Source organism: Algibacter sp., assembly GCF_049667265.1.
GTDB lineage: Bacteria > Bacteroidota > Bacteroidia > Flavobacteriales > Flavobacteriaceae > Algibacter_B.
The window spans coordinates 1-3,211 of sequence record NZ_JBATHX010000159.1 but is presented as its reverse complement, the minus strand read 5'-3'; the positions used below and the strand labels follow the sequence as shown (position 1 = coordinate 3,211).

At 33.9% G+C, this 3,211-nt stretch carries 2 protein-coding genes and 1 pseudogene; all 3 read right to left on the bottom strand.

The window, feature by feature from the left end; genetic code table 11:
* Positions 1-352 precede the first annotated feature (352 nt).
* Entirely contained in the window at positions 353-916 is a 564-nt protein-coding gene (locus WBN21_RS05905) for a hypothetical protein (RefSeq protein ID WP_424198388.1), read from the bottom strand.
* 247 nt (positions 917-1,163) lie between these two features.
* Positions 1,164-2,567, bottom strand: coding sequence for a TolC family protein (locus WBN21_RS05900; protein WP_424198386.1), 1,404 nt, complete (start codon positions 2,565-2,567; stop codon positions 1,164-1,166).
* Positions 2,564-3,211 (bottom strand): annotated as a pseudogene (locus WBN21_RS05895) (biotin attachment protein); the annotation flags it as partial. The gene WBN21_RS05900 and the pseudogene WBN21_RS05895, both read right to left, overlap by 4 nt.

The window sequence follows — 3,211 nt, the reverse complement described above, 5'->3', positions numbered from 1 at the left end:
ATATTACGATTAATATTTCAATATTTAAAGGTTTTCTTATTCGTAGCATAAAATACTTGGCGCATTTCTTTGAAGGTAGCGTTGGCGAAGATGTAGCAAACTATGCCACATGGCCTGTAAAAACGTTTAAAATTTAGAATATTTTGGGCGCCTGCCTGCCGGCAGGTAGGCCTAACGCAGCTTGTTTGCTAGCTTTTTTTTTAAATTGAAAATGGGTTTTGTTTTTGGAGAGGTTCGTTTAACGTTTACGTATATGAAATGTTGCGTGTTTGTGTGCGAGGATTTTCCGAAGGAAAATCGGATGCAAGCAAACAAAGCAACTCACATTGGTTAAGCACTAAACAGCAATTTTTTATATACTGTGTTGTAGTGCGTTTTTTATTTTCCAAATTTCGTTTGTTTCAATAATTTCAAATTTTATTATTCCATTTGATTTACTCCAATAAAGTTTATCAATTGGGTAAATACCTTTGTAAAACATTTTTGAAATATTGTCTTTTGGTCTTTCAAATTGTTTTGCCCTTTCCAAAACTAAAACATCATCGTATTCAATTCCGTTTACTGTTGATTTTATTTTTTCAATTTTATCAATCGATTTTTGGTTAGTTCCGAAAGTATAATTCTTTTCGTTAAGTCTAATTGTCCAAGAAATATTTGTGTCAAACGAGAAGTTTTCAGTTCCTAAATACATTATTTCGTCACAGTTCTTACAGTTAACATCGGTTTGGACTCTTAAAACTTCTGTGTTTTTAGCCCAAAACATATCTCCTAAATTCGGCGGATGCTTTGTAAGACTAATTTCTGTAATTGTAATAGTATCCGTTTTGGATTTATTAGATTCAAAAATTAGAATCTGATTTGCTGTGTATGGAATAAATGCTTTTTCTTTTTCAGTAAGTCGTTTTGTTCTGAACATATTAGTCAAAAAGTATACAACAAAAAGAAACGCAATTAGTATTAAAAATCGTGAAAGTTTAAATTTTTTTCTCATTTTCTCAAATGCACTACAACACCAAGATATGACCTTTTTAAATTGTCTATATCGACTGTTAAACGAAGGTAGCTGAAATTTTTTACAAAGGCAAGTGTCAAAATAAAATAATAACAACGCACAAAATGCTTCCGAGCATCCATATTTTTAAAACGCCATAGTTAGAGCTGTTCTAATTTGTCTGAACCTCAGAAAGTGCCAAAACATTAAATAAATTAGCTTTTGTTTTAAAGTAACTGTTTTCTATTTCTATGGCTTTAAGTTTCGCATCAATTAGTTTTGATTCGCGCGAGTTTACCAGAAACAAAGAACTTTCACCTAAAAAGAATTTACGCTCTTCGGCAGAAAGCATTTTTGAATAATCGCTCACTATAATATCTGTATAATTGTTTTGTAAAATGTACGAATCCAATTCTTGATTAATAGCATCAATCTTATTTTTAAGGCTTACTCTTGTGTTTTGAATATCAAATTTAGTATTCTGCAATTTTATTTTTGCCAATTTTAAATCGCCACGTTCTTTTCTTAAAAACAATGGAAAATTTACGTTAACACCACTTTTGTAGGCCGATGTGCTGAAAGATCGAGCCACCTCTGGTGTTTGCGATAAAAAGTTGTATTGTAAATCAATTTGAGGTAATAAATTGTTCGTCTTTAACCGTTTTTCAATGGTCAAACTTTGGTATTTATAATCTAACGATTGAAGTTTTGGATGGCTTTCAATATCAAAACTTTCAATATCTAAACCAGAAGTATTCAAAGTTAAATCGATAGCATCAAACGTATTCACATCTGGAATAATGGCGTCCTTAATTTCAATAGGTGTATTGTCGTTCAACCATAAAAAATTTGATAATTCTAGGGAAGATTTAATAAACGTAATTCTCGATTTTTCTAAATTCAGCTTTCTATCGTTTAGGGTAATTCGCGCTTCTAAAGTGTCAATGGCTGGCTTGTCTCCAACTTCGTAGCTTTTTTTAATGCCATTAAAACGCATGTCTGCATTGCTTAAAAAATCTTCGTAAACACGTTTTTCGTTGTATGCTTTTAGCCAATTAAAATAGGTTACGGTAGCATCATACAAAATATTGTTAACCAATAATTGCCTATCTGCTTGCGCTTGTTTTACGTATAATCGAGATTGCCTTAGCATAGCCATTCGGCTATTAGTAAGCAAGCCTCTAGCCACAGGAACGGATACGCCTGCGCTATACAAACCATCTTCAGGAACAAACGCTTGTGGGTTTAAAAAATCGCCGGTGTTTTCCTCAAAGTTTCCTTTTAACTCAACACCAAACCAGGTTGGAATTTTAAAAGAAGCATTTAACCTATCGTAATATTCTGTGCCTTTAAATTTCTTTCTATCAAAATCGACTTCCAATTTAGGATCAAAAGCACCACGGGCTTTCATGAGTTTGGCTTCACTTTCGTTAATGATTAGGTTGGCCTGTTTCACAATCGGGTGAAACGACTTTACATAGCCTAAATATTCGGATAGTGTCATTACTGAAGTACTATCTTGAGCCGACACAAAACCACTAAAGCAAAATAAAATAATTACTATGAATGCTCTCATTTTTTATCCTTTTTTGAGGTGGTTTTTCCGTTTTCTGGTTGATAGTAATTAGGAGGGAAGCTGTTAATTTGACGCCACAATTCAAACCAAATTGGCACATCTTCTAATAATGCTATAGTCCGCGCACCAGAACCTACACGGATAGCTTCAGGCCAAGTATGGTCGTTATCATCAGGAGCTAGTAACACTCTGTATTTTCCATTATCACTAATAAAACGCTCTATAGCCACAACTTTTGCGCCGTATGTTCCGTAAGATACATTTGGCCATCCGCTAAAAACTATAGCAGGCCAACCATCAAATTGTACACGGACTGTTTCTCCTATATGAAGTAATGGTAAGTCAATTGGTCGCACAAACGTTTCAACAGCCAAATCATAATTGGAAGGCATAATACCAACTAATTGTTCCCCTTCTTTAAATGTTACGCCAATGCCGCCAGTTAATACTTTATTTATGAAGCCATTTTGAGGCGCCGTTACATATAGCAAGCTATTTCGTTTTTGGTAATTACTATAAGCGTTTTCAAGTTTTGTAACCTGAGCTTGCGTATCAAAACCGCTGGATTGCGCTGTAAACATATCGCTTTGCGCTTTCGAAATTTTATCGGTAAAGGCAGCATTGGTTCTAGATAATTCCAATCG